The sequence below is a fragment of the Desulfoluna sp. genome (assembly GCF_030145185.1).
Classification (GTDB): domain Bacteria; phylum Desulfobacterota; class Desulfobacteria; order Desulfobacterales; family Desulfolunaceae; genus Desulfoluna.
In genome coordinates, this window is the sequence record NZ_JAQYWB010000026.1 from 17,978 (window position 1) to 32,814 (window position 14,837).

The following is a 14,837-nucleotide window of genomic DNA, read 5'->3' on the forward strand; positions in this document are numbered from 1 at the left end:
GGTTCCTTTCTTTGTTGTTAAGAGCGGGTAAGAAAGCCTGCCTCCGGCGGCGAGGTGAGCCACCTCGAAAGCGGGTTGCGGTTAAATGCATTCGGTATCATCCACGGGTCAGGCGCAGGCACCCACCATGTGAAGGACCTCATCGTTCCGGTTGGCGGCACACCAGATTCGCATGCGCTGGGCATCTCGAACCAGGTCGTCCCTGAAATCAGGGTGGGCGATGCTGATCAAGGCCTCGGCCCGTTCCCAGGTCGACTTGCCTTTGAGGGAAACCATGCCGTATTCGGTGACCACATACTCGGTAATGGACCGGGGCAGGGTCACAACGGTGCCGGGATCGAAGACCGGCTTGATGCGGGAAATCAGCTGGCCCTCTTTATTGCGGGCCGTTGACGAGAGGCAGATAAAGGATTTTCCCCCCTTGGAATGGTACGCGCCATAAGCGAAATCAAATTGTCCGCCGGTTCCGGTGATATGCCGGTACCCTGCGGATTCGGAAGAGACCTGACCGTAGAGATCCACCTCCAGGGCGTTGTTGATCGAGACCACCCGATCATTGGCTGCGATGTTGAACAGGCCGTTGGTATAATCGACGGCGTAGCTGGCGCAGGCGGGGTTGTTGTCAAGAAAGTCATAGAGCCGCTGGCTTCCCAGGGCAAAGGCGTACACCATTTTGCCCCGATCCTTGGCCTTTTCACTGTTGGTGATCTTCCCGGCCTCATACATCTCGAGGTAAGAGTCGGCAAGCATCTCGGTGTGCACCCCGAGGTTCTTCAACTCTGACTGTGCGATGAGCTTGCCCACCGCATTGGGCATGCCTCCGATCCCCAACTGAATACAGGCCCCATCCTCGATCTGCTGAACGATCAGGGTGGCGATGGCCTTGTCCACGACGGTCACGGCAGAATCCGGCAGGGTCAGAAGCGATTTGTTGTCCGACTCCACCACAAAATCCACTTCAGAGATGTGAATCGACTCCTCAGCCCCTCCGAGGCAGCGGGGTATATTCTCGTTCACTTCCACAATCACTTTGTGGGCACTTTCGATGATCGCCCGCTGAAAAGAGTTGGCGATGCCGAAGTTAAAGTTTCCGAAACAATCCATGGGAGCCACGCGCAGCATGCAGACATCGCTTCGAAGATTCTTTCGATAATGGGACGGCCCTTCATGGTAAACAAAAGGAATAAAATGGCAGTTGCCCCTATCGTGACTCTTGCGCTCACCACCGCTGAAATGCCAGCTGTTATAAATGAATCGGCCACTCTCCGGGTCCCCTTTGGAGACCGCGGCCACTCCGGGAAAGGCCAGGGCTCGAACCTTCACATCCCACAGGTCATCCTGCCGCATCGCAAGGGCCGCATCCAGAAATTCCGGGGCACAACAAAACGCCCCATAATCCACCCAGTCTCCCGGGTTGACGATGGAAACCGCATCTGTTGCCGAAACGAGTTTATTCTTGTAATCACTCCTGAAACCCATAACCCCTCCCTGTGAGATGATGATTCTTACCGCTGGTGCCTGGCGGGCACCCCCCTGCAGGGAATGTGGGAGACCCTGCTTTCTTTGGGGGATGCTTCCGCACGACATGGCCCACGGTTACGCCGAACCAGTGAAACCGGGTGAGGAACCCGGTGACGATTCTTTCTCACCGTTACTCGACGTATACGCCGTTTCATGACGTAATCAGTGGCAACAAATGTGCCATCTCTTTCAACAAGGAGACATCCCTCTGTTTTTTGTCATAAAAAAACAATAAATGAGCGCCCCTCCAAAAACAGACGAGGGGAAGCAATGTGGCTATTTCGCCACACCGCGTTCCCCTCTGCCTGCCGTTCATCGTTTGGTTAAAGTAGTTTAGGTCGCCTTGTGGCGATACAGCCCCATATAGTGGCTATTTCAATCCATACTTGCGCATCTTGGTAAAAAGAGTTTTCCGGTGAATGCCAAGCATCTCCGCCGTGCGCCCCCTCTGCCAGCGAGTCTTGTCCAACGCATGCTCGATCATCTGCCGTTCAAAAGCCTCCACGGCGTGGGTGAGCCCCGTCCCGGTATCGGGCAGATCCATCTCCACATCATACGCCTCCGACTCCGTCTCCATGAGCTCCATGAAATCAATCTTTCGCAGGGTCACATAGCGCTTCAGCACATTCTGCAGCTCCCGAATATTGCCCGGCCAGTGATACCGGGTAAATGCGGCAAGAATTCGGCCGGTGATAGGGGGAACCTCCTTTCCAGAGGCGTACATGGACAAAAAATGATCGATGAGAAGCGGCAGGTCATCCTTGCGCTTTCGAAGGGGTGGCAGCTTGATGGGGATGATATGGACCCGATAGTAAAAATCCTCCCGCATGAGCCCTTTTTGCACCAGCTCCTTAAGGTTCCGGTTGGTGGCGGCCACAATACGGATATTGGGTTTTCGAACGAGGGTGCCCCCCACCGGCGTGTACCCGCTGCCCTCAATGGCTCTTAAGAGCTTGACCTGCATGTTGAGACCGATCTCACCAATCTCATCGAGAAAAAGGGTGCCCTCATCGGCGATATCGAGGAAGCCTTTCTTATCGGAACTGGCACCGGTAAAGGCCCCCTTTTTGTAACCAAAAAACTCACTTTCAATAATGTTCTCGCTGATGGCCCCACAGTTGACCGGCACAAAAGGTTTCGCGCTTCGATCGCTCATGCGGTGAATCGCCCGGGCCACGAGTTCCTTGCCTGTCCCCGACTCCCCGTAGACCATCACGTGAACGCTGGTGGCAGCGGCCTTGAGAATCAGCTCATAGACCTCCTGCATCACCTCACTCTTGCCCACAATGTCACCAAATTTGTATCGCTCCCGGATCGTGGACCGCAGCCGGAGATTCTCCTTGCGTAAATGTTTGGCACTCTCGGCGATGGCCTCTTCGGTGAGCTTTCGATCCGTGATATCCAGCACAATGGACTGCACCTTGATCACGGCGCGATCGCTGTCAAAAATCGGGGTGCGCACCGCAAAGTACCAGCGATCGTCATGGGGGCTCTTGACCTCTTGGCGCACCGTCTGCCCGGTAAACACCTCCTCGGTACACCAGGGACAAGGCTTATCCAGACCGTAGATCACCTTGTAACACATCTCCCCCACCGCATTCCGTCCGATCCACTCTTCCAGGGTCCGGTTGATAAACTCCAGCCTTCGGTCCACCGTAATGATGTAGATAAAGCCTTCAAAGGTCGTCAGAATAGCCGAGAGCTTGGCCTCACTCTCCCTCAGGTTATTCTCCGCCAGCTTCCGTTCGGTGATGTCCATAAACGAGGCGATGCTGTTCATGGTGCCGGGAATCAAGCCCACCTTCATATAAATATAGGTCAGATTCCCGGCCTTCCCATGAATCCGGCACTCATACTCAATGGGGATATCCGACCCCGGTTTTCGCCGGCCGTAATGGTAGCGCTGCATCCGGTCCAGATCCTCAGGGACCACAAACTGAGACCACTTCATCCGGGTATCGATCTCCGCACGGGTGTACCCCACCATGGCCTCGAAGCGTTCGTTGGAAAAAAGAATCGTCATCTCATGATCGATGATGATGGTCCCTGTGCCCGTGTTCTCAAAAACCGCCCGGTACATTTTCTCACTCTTGACCATGACCTCCATGGACCGAAGATGGCTTTCGCGCATTCTCAATCTCTGAACGGCCCCGCCCACCCCCCGGGCCAACACCTCAAGAAGATTCAGCTCCTCCGCATCAAAGAGATACCCCCCCGAGGCGTAAAGGGTCACCACCCAAGGCTCCCCGACCCCTGGGGACAGCAACAGGCTGACAGCGGCTGAATAGCCCATCTTCAAGGCGTCCTCCCTCCACCGGGAGAAATTGTAATCTGTGGCGATATTCTGAACAAGACAGGTGCGCCTGTCAGCCAGAGCGATGGCCGCAGGACAGCCCCGCCCATCGGCCGCAGCCCCTCGAATCACCGCAAGATCAGGGCAGGAGGCCTCCAGCTGACTGCCAGCCCTGACCGCCACCCGTTCATCGTCCGACTCCGGGAGCCCCCCCACCCAGGCATAGTCGTAAGGGCTCTCCTTCGAAAAGGAGAGAAGCCGACAGAGCTTTTCAAGCAGCTCGTCTTCCGTTTGAGAATGAATCAAGAGATTCAAAAAAGAGATATAGGCCCTGTGATTCTGCGCTCTGAGATCGTCCATGATACGTTGGCCTCGTCGTAAAAGATAAACTCGTCACACGTCGATGCCCGAATACCCGCCACTTTCCCTGTGAATCAGGAGGATGAGGGCAGGACAAAACAACGTGGCGGAATGGTAACACAGGGGCAGGGTAAGTTCAAAAATTACCCGGATGACTCCTGTTCTGATCATCACGACAGCGTTTCAAGCCAAAGGAGACATTGCAGAAAGGATGAAAATGCATTTAAGGTGTTTTAGCCTAAGTGGCTTCGCGACCCTTGCCGCCGGCAACCAGGCTAAAGATGCCTCCGGCGGCCCTGCCGGGGGCCAAACTTTTACCCGATTTTATAAAGACGGGTTTGACAAACAGGTCTTAAAAAACAATCTTGGGTAAATCTAAAGCGCATTTGCAACCTGCTTTCAAGGTGGCACACCTTGCCGCCGGAGGCACGTTTTTGCCCCCGACTTTAGCCATAGAAGGCTGCTTTTCATGATCTGAACAGTGACAATAGAAGGAACGCATGATGAATCGCTCATTTCAACAAGAGGCTTGTATAGACCTTCTGATCGCCCTGGCGGAGACACCGGGTCCGAGCCTGGGGGAGGCACCAAGAAGACAGGTACTGGAGCAGTTTTTTGCAGAGCATGGCGTGGACTCACGTGTGGATGAGGCGGGAAACCTTCGGGTGCTTATAGGCGACGGCCCCTGGGAAGAGACGGTGGTCTTCGATGCCCACATGGATGTGGTTCAGGAAGGCTTTGAAGCAGAGGTGACCCGGGAAGGGGGCCGACTCATCGGCATGGGCGTGGCCGATGACCTCGCCGCCGTCAGCCTCCTGGCCCACCTGGCCGTGGACCTTTCAAAACAGGAAGCCCCTTTGAAGCGCCCCTTTTTGATCCTCTTCTCCACCGGCGAAGAGGGCGACGGCAACCTCAAAGGGGTCCGGCACCTGGTAAAAGAGAAAAAAACGCCGCCCCATCTCTTTGTCTCCTGTGACCTCAACTTCGACCATATTTCCTTAACCGCTTTGGGATCCCGGCGCTATCGTATCACCGCCAAAGCCCCGGGCGGCCACAGCTGGAGCGACTTCGGCCTGCCAAGCGCCATCGACGCCCTCATGGCCCTTTTGACCGAGGTCAAAGAACGATTCGCCAAAACCAACGCCTCCCGCCCCGGTGAAGCCTCCTGCAATATCGGCACCTTCACCGGCGGGGAAGGGATCAACTCCATCGCAGCCAACGCCTCGGCCACCTTTGAGTTCCGAAGCGTCGATCCCCTCCTCCTCACCCAACTGGACCAGGACCTTCAAGAGTGCCTCGGAAATCACCCCACCGAAGAAATCACCTTCACCTGCGCCCTCACCGGAGAACGCCCCGCCGCCCAGCCCGTGGATCGCGCCCGCATCGAACCCCTGGTCATCCAGACCATCCAAAACGCCACAGGGATCACCCCCACGGAGGTCCCCATGAGCACCAATATCAACCTCCCCCTCTCCCACGGCTGGCCATCCGTCTGCGTGGGCCTCTGCCAAAGCGGCCGCTTCCACAGCCACGAGGAATTTCTCGTCATCGATTCTCTGGCACAGGGCTGGGAGGTGCTGCAAGCGGTTATGAAAGAGATGGGATAAGGGAAAGAAAGGTCAAAGGGAAAAAAATATCAAAGGGGAAAAAGCCTCCGGCGGCAAGGTGTGCCACCTTGAAAGCAGGTTGCGAATGCGTGGAGGCCGTCTTTATCCATGCGCTTTCGGGGCATTCGCTCGAAGGATGAAATATAACGACCGTCACGGCAGGAGACACCGATTTCATTCTTCCGAAAAACCTGGGAGCGGGGCCGTTCTGCTGAACGGCCCTCACCGCCTGAGTGATTCCCGTTAAAGCCATGAGTTCCCTGTTCATCCCAGGCCCCAATATCACCCACACCGGTGAGATTACGGCGGCATCGTAGGGTGGGCAAAGCGCGAATAATGTTCGTTCCTAAGACCCCATGCCCTTGTGGCACACGGTGCAGGGCCTTAAACTCTGCGCGAATGCGAACGCATTGCCGCCACAAATGACGACACCCGATGCGCATTCGCAAACCCGCTTTCGAGGAGGTTCACCTCGCCGCCGGAGTTATTCCGGTTAATATCAACCCATGAGTTGATACGGAAGCACCGGTAACGTATGCGCTTGCGACACACGAGGCACCCCCTCACCCTTCACGCGGACGCGGACGCGGGGTGCCGCAAGTACCGATAGCCGGGGAGCATTCGCAAACCCGCTTTCAAGGTGGCGTCACCTTGCCGCCGGAGGCATGCTTTTTAGCGTTTCGATCGCTTTTTCCATGCGATCCAAGGCCTCTTGCAGGACAGCTCTTGTGCAGGCGAAATTAAGCCGGAGCCATCCGGGGGCGTCGAAGTGGGCACCATCTGAGAGCCCCACGCCGCCTGCTTCAAAAAAAGCGGCGGGGTCTTTCACCCCGAGATCCCTGGCATCCATCCAGATGAGATAGGTGGCTTCCGGGAGGAGGGGTTTCAGCCCTTTCATGGCGGCAAGGCGCTTAAAGGCGTAGTCACGGTTTTCTTTGAGATACGATAAAACCTCTTTGAGCCAGGGGCTGCCGTGGATGTAGGCGGCCGTGGCCCCTTCGTAGCCCATGAGGTTCACATAAGGAACGATCCCGTCCATGGCGGCTTTAAAGCGGGTGCGAAGCGTTTCGTCTTCGATAATGGCCATGGCGCAGCCAAGGCCGGGGATGTTAAAGGTCTTGCTCGGGGCCATGAGGGTGACGGTACGGGCGGCCGCGACTTTTGAAAGGGAGGCGGTGGGGATGTGTTTTCTGGACTCGTCCATCACCAGGTCCGCGTGAATCTCATCGGAGCAGATCAGGATATCCCGCTCCTCACAGAAGTCGACGATGCCGGAGAGTTCTTCTTTCGTCAACAGGGTTCCACCGGGATTATAAGGAGAGCAGAGCATGAGAAGTTTTGTCTCGGGGGTGACCTGGGCTTCCAGGACATCTCGGTTGATCACAAGCCGCCCGTTCTCCACGGGCAGAGACACCTTCACCATCTCTCGCCGGGCGTTTTTCGCCGCCGATAAAAAAGGCGGGTAGGCGGGGCTGGGCACGGCGATGGCCTCTGTTTCTCCCACGAGCCGCGCTGCCACATTAAATCCCGTCACCACCCCGGGAATAAAAAGGAGACAATCCCTCTCCACCTTCCAGCCAAAATGTTTCTCAATGTGCCCCAGCGCAGCCTCATACAAGGCATCACTGGGAAGCGTATACCCGTAGACAGGATGTCCCGCGCGCCGAACCAGCGCCGTGGTCACGGCCTCGGGTGCTGCAAAATCCATATCCGCGACCCAAAGGGGCAGCACATCCTCCCCCTTAAACCACTCCCACTTCACACTCGACGTCCCTTTTCGGTCAACGGGCCGGTCAAAATTCATAAAAACTCCTTGTGATTAAAATCAGGGGCAGCGCCCCGGCAGGGTGAATATACCCCTGACGGAGACGAGGGGCCAGAAAAAATGCGGTGTTTGGACGTAACTGTTCAGCTTACGCCTCCGGCGGCCCTGCCGGGGGCCAAACTTTTGAAAAGTTTGACAAACAGGCTTTTATGAGGAAACCCAATCAATTCATGTTTGAAGGCGGATGTGATTTGACCCGAGGGATCCGCCTACGCAAAAGCCTTCGGCGTGACAAGTCCGCCTACGCAAAAGCCTCCGGCGTGACAAGTCCGCCTACGCCCATGTCTATGCGCCACCATTCGACCAACGTCAATGGGCTACGGCGCGACAAGCGATCCGTCTTCGCCTGCGGCTACTCCGTGACATGGGGGCAAAACGCATCCGCAATCTGCTTTCAAGGTGGCACACCTTGCCGCCGGAGGCTGCTTTTCATGAGCTGAATAGTTACAAACCGACGCAAAGAAACACCGACTGGAAACCAGCACGTATTCATCCCGGGAGGCCCTTGAAAGTCCGGCCCCCATGTCCGCATCCCCTGCCCCGTCACACCAACGCTTGACAATCACCCGATTGAACATGTAAATCCTTCCGGAATAAACTCTTCACAACAACCGCAACCGAGAAAGCCCACCTGGGTCTCCTCCGTGCACGAACCCAATGGGAACTCCTGATGTTCGAATCTGTACCATCCTGGTGGCACGCCACTGCCGCAAACGACGCTCCCGTCGATATTCGCAAGGCCCTTGAAACCATTGACCGCCCCTTCTACCTGGTGGACACCGGCAACGGGCCGGAGGCCCACACCTCGGGAGAGGTCCGCGTCGGATGCGGAAAACCCGGTCATGACTGGCTGCCGGCCCTGGCCACGGTCCGTCCCCTGCCCATCTCCAAGCTCGGATCCCGCAGCTTTCTCAAGCGGCACGGGTTGCGTTTTCCTTATATCATGGGGGCCATGGCCAACGGCATCACCAGCGAAGCCATGGTGGAGGCGGCCGGGAAAAACGGCATGATTGGATTTTTCGGTGCCGGAGGCTGCAGCGTCACCCGCATTAAAGAGGCCATCTCCCGCCTCAAAAAAGCCGCCCAGGCCGACCCTTTCCCCTTTGGCTTCAATTTTCTTCATCACCACGGCGCCCCCGAAGCGGAGATGGTCCTGTGTGAGCTCTACCTTAAGGAAGAGATCCGCTGCGTCAGCGCGGCCGCCTTTCTCACCATGACCGCCGCCCTGGTGCGCTACCGGGTCACGGGCATTCACCTGGGAGCGGATGGGCAGGTGGTGGTGCCCAATAAAATCATCGCAAAGCTATCTCGGGAAGAGCTCGCCGAAAAATTCATGACCCCTCCCCCGGCCGAGATCCTGAAAAAGCTTCACGCCCGGGGCCTTATCTCCGACACCGAGATGGCCCTGGCCCCCCGCATCCCCATGGCCGATGATATCACCGCAGAGGCCGACTCTGGAGGTCACACAGACAACCGCCCGGCCCTGGCGCTTCTCCCGGCGATTCAGGCGGTCCGGGATCGGCTGATGGAAACCCACGGGTACCCGGAAAAAATCGGGGTCGGACTGGCCGGAGGCATCGCCGCCCCGGTCTCTGCCGCCGCCGCCTTTGCCATGGGCGCCGACTACATCTTAACCGGCACCGTCAATCAGGCCTGCCGAGAGGCTGGCACCTCGAACAAGGTGAAGGCCCTGCTGGCCCAGGCCCGCCAGGCCGATATCACCATGGCTCCAGCCGCCGACATGTTCGAGATGGGCGGAAAAGTCCAGGTCCTGAAGCGAGGCACCCTGTTCGCCATGCGCGCCGCCCGGCTCCACGCCATCTACCAGTCCGCATCCAGCCTTGAAGACATCCCCGAGGCCGATCGCGCCTTTGTCGAACAGAAAATTTTCGGTAAAACCCTCAACGAGGTGTGGCAAGACACGAAACTGTTTTTTGAGGACCGGGACCCCACCCAGGTCATCAAAGCCGAAACCAACCCCCGGCACAAAATGGCCCTGGTCTTCCGAAGCTACCTCGGCCAGGCCTCCCTCTGGGCCATCCAGGGCCTTACGCAAAAATCCGGCGACTTCCAGATCTGGTGTGGACCGGCCATCGGCGCGTTCAACGCCTGGACCCAAGAGACCCCGCTTGCCAGGCCCGAAGGCCGGGACGTCACCACCGTCGCCTTCAACCTGTTGGTCGGCGCCTCCGTTGAGGCCCGCTCCCGCATCCTGGCCAGCCAGTTCCCCAGCCTTGCCGGAATCCGGTTTCTGCCCAGACCCCACGCCGAACTCTCCGGGTGCTCGATAGAAATTCATTCAGCTTAGGCCTATCGAAAATGTTCCTCCCAAAGCCCCTTGCCTGCATGATATCAAGCGATCACTGTAAATATTGTTTACAGACCGTTTTCAACCGGTCAACATACCGAATCGGAAGAATAACGCATCACCCTCTGATCTGGAGAAATACATGCTGAAGTGGATTGAACAATTCAACCGTCTGTTCGTCGTCTGGGCCGTTTTGATCTGTGTCGCAGCCGCCTTGCTGCCCAATGCCTTTGCCCCCTTAAAACCTCTTATCGTGCCCCTGCTCATGGTGGTCATGTTCGGCATGGGGGCCACCCTACGTGCCAGCGATTTTAAAGAGCCCTTAAAGCGCCCCCACATCATCATGCTGGGAGTCAGCATCCAATACCTGATCATGCCCCTGGCGGCCTACCTGATCTCCAAAGCCATGGGGCTCTCCACCGAGCTCATGGTAGGGATGGTTCTGGTGGGCAGCGTCTCCGGCGGTACCGCCTCCAATGTTGTGGCCTTTCTTGCGGGAGGGGATGTCCCCCTCTCCATCGTCATGACGGCGGCCTCCACTTTTCTGGCGGTCTTCCTCACCCCCCTGCTCACCAACTTTTACGTGGGCGCAACCGTCCCCGTGGCCATGCTCCCCATGTTTTTGAGTATCTTAAAGATTGTTGTAATCCCCGTGGCCTGCGGGATTCTTCTCAACACCCTGTTTCAGGACAAACTCAAAAAAATTCAGCCGATCTTCCCCTTTATCTCAGTGGTCACCATCGTCCTTCTGATCGGCATCATCATCGGCCTCAACCAGACCCGCCTCTCAACCATTGCCCTGCCTCTGGCCCTGGCCATCATGCTTCACAACGGCTGCGGCCTCGCCGCAGGCTACGGGCTGCCGAAACTCTTCGGCTGCGATGAGAAAACCTGCCGAACCATCGCCATTGAAGCGGGCATGCAGAACTCCGGCCTGGCCGTGGCCCTCTCCCTGAAGTACTTTACCGCGGCCTCTGCCCTTCCCGGTGCCCTCTTCAGCCTCTGGCACAACTTGTCGGGGTCTTTTCTGGCCACGGTGTGGACCCTGATGGATGCAAAAAAAGAAGAAAAAAAGGGACACACCGTGCTAACGGCGCAATAGATCTGTTTGAAAAAAGACTCCGGCGAAGCTGCCGGAGGCCAAGTTCTTGAAAAATAACAGAAACAGGCTTAAAAAACAGCAGCGTATTCGCAATCCTGGGTTCAAAGTGGCGCACCTTACCGCCGGAAACTTTTTTTAAATTTTCCCTGCCGTAGCCTGAATTTATCTCCATCACGGACTTGACAAAACACCCCGACTTAACCAATACTACAGAGGTTACAGTATTGGTTAACAAGACAGCTAAAAAAAACGCCCGGCACGATGTCTTCCCGGGTGCTTATAGAACCCTGCCGAATCGGATGCGCCGATTTCGGCAACAATCATATTTAAGGTGGTGTGATGAAAAAGATTGCGGTTTTACCCGGTGATGGTATCGGCCCCGAAGTGATGGCCGAAGCGGTCAAGGTTCTGGACGCAGCCCAGAAGAAATATGGTTTCGAACTCGCCTACACCTGGGCAGATGTCGGCGGCGCGGGCATCGACAATCAGGGCAAAGCCCTTCCCGAGCCCACCATCACCGTATGCGAGGAGAGCGATGCCATCCTCTTCGGATCCGTGGGCGGCCCCAAGTGGGAAAATCTCCCCCCGGCCGAACAGCCCGAACGCGGGGCCCTGCTCCCCATTCGAAAGCACTTCAAGCTTCACTGCAACCTGCGACCGGCCAAGGTCTTCAAGACCTTGGTGGACGCCTGCCCCCTGCGCGCCGACATCGCCAAAGACGGCTTTGATATCCTCTGCGTTCGCGAGCTCACCGGCGGCATCTATTTTGGCGAGCCCAAGGGACGCCACGGCGAAGGCCCCGACGAGACCGCCTTTGACACCCTGATCTACAGCCGCTTCGAGATCGAGCGCATCGCCCGAAACGCCTTTGACGCCGCCATGAAACGCAGCAAAAAGGTCACCAGCGTGGACAAGGCCAACGTTCTGACCAGCATGGTCCTCTGGCGCGAAGTGGTCACCGAGGTGGCCAAAGAGTACCCTGAAGTGGCCCTGGACCACGTCTACATCGACAACGCCACCATGCAGCTGGTCAAAGATCCTCACCAGTTCGACGTCCTGCTCTGCGGCAACATGTTCGGGGACATCATCTCCGATGAGTGCGCCATGCTCACCGGTTCCATGGGCCTTCTGGCCTCGGCCAGCTTAAACGCGGACGGCTTCGGCCTTTACGAGCCCGCCGGTGGCTCAGCCCCCGACATCGCCGGCCAGGGCGTGGCCAACCCCATCGCCCAGATCCTCTCAGCCACCATGATGCTGCGCTACAGCCTCGACTTAGGCGACGTTGCCGACGCCATCGAAACGGCCATCTCCAATGTCCTCGAAGCCGGCATCCACACCGCCGACATCGCCCGAAAGGCCAGCAACGTAGTCGGCACCGCCGCCATGGGCGACGCCATCGTGGCTGAATTGAAAAAAATGTAAGGGCCTGGAAAGCAAGCCTCCGGCGGCGAGGTGTGCCACCTCGAAAGCGGGTTGCGAATGCTCCCAGCCCTCGTTCCTCGGGCTGATCACATTCGCTGATGGGCTACGCCCGTGGCCGGTCAGTGCTCGTTTAGAGCTCAATAATAATGAAAAAAGGGGACACAGCAAACGCTGTGTCCCCTTTTTATTTCATGAAACCGAACTCGCATGGTAACTATTCAGCTTACGCCTCCGGCGGCCCTGATAGGAGGCTAAACCTCCGAAAAGCTTGATAAAAAAATCTTAAAAAACTCTTCTTGAATGCATTTTGTTTTAAATACGAATGTGATTTAATCAAAGTTATTTTGCAAAATCTATTTGAGCACAGTCCTAATTTTATATCGAAAGGGCCTTTTTGTGTTTCCGGTCGCATTCCGGCCTGCGTATTTTTTGATTATCAAAGCCGGAAATTGAGCTCAAACACGAGAAAGCATCTATGAAAATTCATGGCAAGGGCTACCCTTGCCGTGTGAACGCAGGGTTCTGTGTGAGGGCTGAAGAAGGGCTGATACCCCTGCTCGATTTTGTCCGGTTAAATTCCGGCTATTTTTGTCTTGACCATATCGAGATAACGCGATATCTATATCGCATGAATATGGATGAAATTTTCAAAGTACTTGCCAATCCTGTGCGGGTTCGAATTCTCTCTTGGCTGAAAGATCCGGATGCCCATTTTCCCCCCATGATTCATCTCCCGGATGAAGAACAGGGGAAGGGATATGTTTGCGTCGGGTTGATTCAGGAAAAAGCGGGGGTGACCCAGTCCACGGTGTCACACTACCTGAACATGATGAGGCAGGCGGAGTTGCTTTCCTGTCAGCGGATCGGGCAATGGACCTATTACCGCAGGAATGATGAAACCCTCAGGCAAACTGCCGATTACATCGACAACCTTTAGTTGTTCTTTGTTTCCGGCTTGGGCTTTTGAAATTTTTTATACCTCTACATATCGAAAAAAAGCGATATCTCAATTAATAGATACGCCTCAAAGGAATCTTATGAAAACACTGTTTGACACAACACATATCGGATCCATGACCCTGAAAAACCGCCTGTGGCGTTCCGCTACCTGGATGAACATGGCCGACGAGAAAGGCCATTTGACCGACCACCTGGAGCAGGTTTACCTGGATTTGGCCCGGGGTGGCGTGGGAACCATCATCACCGGCTATGCGTTCGTTCTTGAAGGGGAGCAACCCAATCCCGGGATGCTGGGAATCTATGATGATTCCTTTGTTCCGGAATACCGGGCTTTCACCGAAAAAATCAAGGCGGAAGGGGCCAACATCATCATGCAGATCGTCTACGGTGGATCTGCCACTGATTTCAGACCTGAGAACCGGGAGATCTGGGGACCCTCAGCCGTTCCTCATCCTCTGTTTAAAGTCGTTCCCACAGAAATGACAAAAGCAAATATCCGCACAGTGATTGAGGCCTTCGCCCAAGGGGCAAAGCGGGCTAAAGCCGGGGGGTTTGACGGGGTTCAGATCCACGGTGCCCATACCTATCTCTTTAGCCAGTTCCTTTCCCCTTACTACAATCGCCGACAGGATGAATATGGCGGATCCATAGAAAACCGCGGCAGGATCATCTATGAAGCCCTTGAAGCTGTCCGGAAAGAGGTGGGACCTGACTATCCTGTGTTTATCAAAATGCATTGCTGCGATGACTGGGAAGAGAACGGCCTCTCCCTTGAGGATAGCCTGGTTGTGGCGAAGGAACTTGAAAAAAAAGGGATTACCGGGATTGAATTCAGCGGTGGAAATCTGGATGTCCAGAATTACCCCAATGCGGGTCCCATGCGCAACGGGATTTTAAAGACATCCAATCAGTCTTATTTCGCAGAAAAAACCGCAAGGATTGCCCAGCACCTGAACGTCCCGGTGATTTCTGTAGGAGGGAACCGAACACCTGAAAAACTGGAGAACATACTAAATACAACCCCCATCGGCTATTTTTCCATGGCACGCCCCCTGCTTTCCGAGCCAGACCTTGTGAACCGATGGGAACAGGGCGACCAGGGGAAACCACGCTGCGTGGCCTGCAACAAGTGTTGGGGTAACGACGGCAACATCTGCATTCTGAACCGAGCGTCCCGATAAAAGCGCATTCCCGAAAAAACCCGAATCGCGTTTTAAAAAAGAGAGGGTACACAGGGAGCACTGGCGGGGATAGGTGGACCTCCGGCGGACAGCGGTACATTTTGTCCTTCCATGAAACCATAAAAAAAATCTTTCAAAGACGTCCGTCGTCGCTCAAATAATACCAAAAGGTGTGCAGTCCACCTCAAAGTACCTACTTGTCTGCATCCGTAAGCCTGCTTATTATTGCAAAATAATCAACTGGCAGACATTTATCCA

General features: G+C 55.8%; 9 protein-coding genes. 6 read left to right on the forward strand and 3 right to left on the reverse strand.

Annotated features, from left to right (window positions below):
• Nucleotides 1-108 precede the first annotated feature (108 nt).
• Nucleotides 109-1,479, reverse strand: a complete 1,371-nt coding sequence (locus tag Q1Q75_RS10260; protein ID WP_300670048.1) for an acetyl-CoA hydrolase/transferase C-terminal domain-containing protein — start codon at nucleotides 1,477-1,479, stop codon at nucleotides 109-111.
• Between the two features lie 412 nt (nucleotides 1,480-1,891).
• Nucleotides 1,892-4,174 (reverse strand): sigma 54-interacting transcriptional regulator, encoded by a 2,283-nt coding sequence (locus Q1Q75_RS10265; protein ID WP_300670050.1) that lies wholly within the window; start codon nucleotides 4,172-4,174, stop codon nucleotides 1,892-1,894.
• A 500-nt stretch (nucleotides 4,175-4,674) separates the two neighbouring features.
• Here Q1Q75_RS10265 and Q1Q75_RS10270 point away from each other — a divergent pair, with 500 nt between their 5' ends.
• Nucleotides 4,675-5,781, forward strand: coding sequence for a M20/M25/M40 family metallo-hydrolase (locus tag Q1Q75_RS10270; protein WP_300670052.1), 1,107 nt, complete (start codon nucleotides 4,675-4,677; stop codon nucleotides 5,779-5,781).
• A gap of 646 nt (nucleotides 5,782-6,427) precedes the next feature.
• Here the strand turns inward: Q1Q75_RS10270 and Q1Q75_RS10275 are convergent.
• Nucleotides 6,428-7,585: a MalY/PatB family protein gene (locus tag Q1Q75_RS10275; RefSeq protein WP_300670054.1), complete on the reverse strand. Its 1,158-nt coding sequence runs from the start codon at nucleotides 7,583-7,585 to the stop codon at nucleotides 6,428-6,430.
• A gap of 691 nt (nucleotides 7,586-8,276) precedes the next feature.
• Between Q1Q75_RS10275 and Q1Q75_RS10280 the strand changes: the two genes are divergently transcribed.
• The 5 genes from Q1Q75_RS10280 (at nucleotide 8,277) to Q1Q75_RS10300 (ending at nucleotide 14,579) form a co-directional block, all read left to right on the forward strand.
• Nucleotides 8,277-9,914 carry a PfaD family polyunsaturated fatty acid/polyketide biosynthesis protein gene (locus Q1Q75_RS10280; protein ID WP_300670056.1) on the forward strand — a complete coding sequence of 546 codons (1,638 nt, stop codon included), beginning with the start codon at nucleotides 8,277-8,279 and terminating at the stop codon, nucleotides 9,912-9,914.
• A 142-nt stretch (nucleotides 9,915-10,056) separates the two neighbouring features.
• Nucleotides 10,057-11,016, forward strand: coding sequence for a bile acid:sodium symporter family protein (locus tag Q1Q75_RS10285; RefSeq protein WP_300670058.1), 960 nt, complete (start codon nucleotides 10,057-10,059; stop codon nucleotides 11,014-11,016).
• Nucleotides 11,017-11,352: 336 nt separating this feature from the next.
• On the forward strand, nucleotides 11,353-12,438 hold the full coding sequence (leuB, locus tag Q1Q75_RS10290) for a 3-isopropylmalate dehydrogenase (protein ID WP_366945194.1): 1,086 nt from the start codon (nucleotides 11,353-11,355) through the stop codon (nucleotides 12,436-12,438).
• A 475-nt stretch (nucleotides 12,439-12,913) separates the two neighbouring features.
• Entirely contained in the window at nucleotides 12,914-13,375 is a 462-nt protein-coding gene (locus tag Q1Q75_RS10295) for a metalloregulator ArsR/SmtB family transcription factor (protein WP_300670062.1), read from the forward strand.
• A 100-nt stretch (nucleotides 13,376-13,475) separates the two neighbouring features.
• Nucleotides 13,476-14,579: an NADH:flavin oxidoreductase gene (locus tag Q1Q75_RS10300; RefSeq protein WP_300670064.1), complete on the forward strand. Its 1,104-nt coding sequence runs from the start codon at nucleotides 13,476-13,478 to the stop codon at nucleotides 14,577-14,579.
• Nucleotides 14,580-14,837: the final 258 nt, after the last annotated feature.

Coding starts and splice junctions, on each gene's coding strand:
- Q1Q75_RS10260 (WP_300670048.1), bottom strand. CDS start 1,479: ATGGGTTTCAGGAGTGATTACAAGAATAAACTCGTTTCGGCAACAGAT.
- Q1Q75_RS10265 (WP_300670050.1), bottom strand. CDS start 4,174: ATGGACGATCTCAGAGCGCAGAATCACAGGGCCTATATCTCTTTTTTG.
- Q1Q75_RS10270 (WP_300670052.1), top strand. CDS start 4,675: ATGATGAATCGCTCATTTCAACAAGAGGCTTGTATAGACCTTCTGATC.
- Q1Q75_RS10275 (WP_300670054.1), bottom strand. CDS start 7,585: ATGAATTTTGACCGGCCCGTTGACCGAAAAGGGACGTCGAGTGTGAAG.
- Q1Q75_RS10280 (WP_300670056.1), top strand. CDS start 8,277: ATGTTCGAATCTGTACCATCCTGGTGGCACGCCACTGCCGCAAACGAC.
- Q1Q75_RS10285 (WP_300670058.1), top strand. CDS start 10,057: ATGCTGAAGTGGATTGAACAATTCAACCGTCTGTTCGTCGTCTGGGCC.
- Q1Q75_RS10295 (WP_300670062.1), top strand. CDS start 12,914: ATGAAAATTCATGGCAAGGGCTACCCTTGCCGTGTGAACGCAGGGTTC.
- Q1Q75_RS10300 (WP_300670064.1), top strand. CDS start 13,476: ATGAAAACACTGTTTGACACAACACATATCGGATCCATGACCCTGAAA.